Source organism: Weissella sp. DD23, from assembly GCF_001579105.1.
Classification (GTDB): domain Bacteria; phylum Bacillota; class Bacilli; order Lactobacillales; family Lactobacillaceae; genus Weissella; species Weissella cibaria.
Genome location: NZ_KQ970395.1, coordinates 76648 through 77716 on the forward strand (window position 1 = coordinate 76648; position 1069 = coordinate 77716).

At 43.5% G+C, this 1069-nt stretch carries 2 protein-coding genes; both read right to left on the reverse strand.

Annotated features, from left to right (window positions below; all coding sequences use genetic code 11):
- A partial coding sequence (locus tag WEIDD23_RS12790) for an adaptor protein MecA (RefSeq protein WP_082778327.1) occupies nt 1–507 on the reverse strand: 507 nt, incomplete at its 3' end.
- Between the two features lie 225 nt (nt 508–732).
- Nucleotides 733–1069: transcriptional regulator Spx (gene spx, locus WEIDD23_RS09035; RefSeq protein WP_242865490.1), on the reverse strand; the 337-nt coding region annotated here is incomplete at its 5' end.

The following is a 1069-nucleotide window of genomic DNA, read 5'->3' on the forward strand; positions in this document are numbered from 1 at the left end:
AATTGCTTCAAAGTCTTTAAACTTCAAAATAACTTGACGACGACCCTGCTTATCACGCGCCAATTCGCGTGCAGTATTAACCATCTGGTCGGCAGCCCGTGACTCAGCTGCGGCACGTTGCTGGCGTGCTTGTGGCTTTTTCTTAGCCCCGTCACCGTCATTATCTAACAATTGCTCTAATAATCTATCAGAAACATCATCGTTTACATCACCAGCATCACGATTGCCAAACATTGAGTTGATAACACCATCCATCATGGCCTTATCCCCAATATTCTTAGAGATGAACAACTCCAAGCCGTTACGGTTTGGCAATACTTGGAAGGTAACCGCCTCATTATTTTCGAAATCATGCTCGACATCAACTTCTTCCAAGATATTGTAGAAGAAACGTTCAATTTCTTCTTGGTTGCCCAGCAAGTCAATCACTGAAATACTGCGCTCAGCGAGATCATCGTTGGTCACCACCACTCGAATTGTATCCTCGTTAATGCGTTCCATTTCCATTATGGGCACCCCTTTCCTTCCCAGTCCGCGGGAATCTAGCTTTGCTTACTATTATACCAAATTTCCGAAATAATAGTCGATATATTAGCATTAACCACGTGCGTTCTAGGTGTGCTAACCCACCCATTACGTTTCCTACCGCACCCCAGTATAAACGAACGTGACATGATGGGGTAAAAAAAGACCATCGGAATGGCCCTTTTATGTATGGTGGATATGTTTACTTTACAGATCAGCCAAAGCTGTTGCTCGGGCCAACTCAGCTTGTCGCACCTCGTGTGGCAAGAATCGACGAATTTCGTCTTCATTATACCCAACCTGCATCCGCTTCTCATCAATCATCAAGGGACGCTTCAGTAAGGCTGGTTGCTTTTGAATCATTTCAATTAGTTCACCCAACGATAAGTCGTCCAATGAAATATCTAATTCAGAAAAAAGTTTTGACCGGGTTGAGATAATTTCTTCGGTACCATCTTCCGTCATGCGCAAGATGTTCTTAATCTCATCTCGTGTCAATGGCTCTTTGAAAACATTACGCTCTTTATAGGGAATTGCGTTTGCT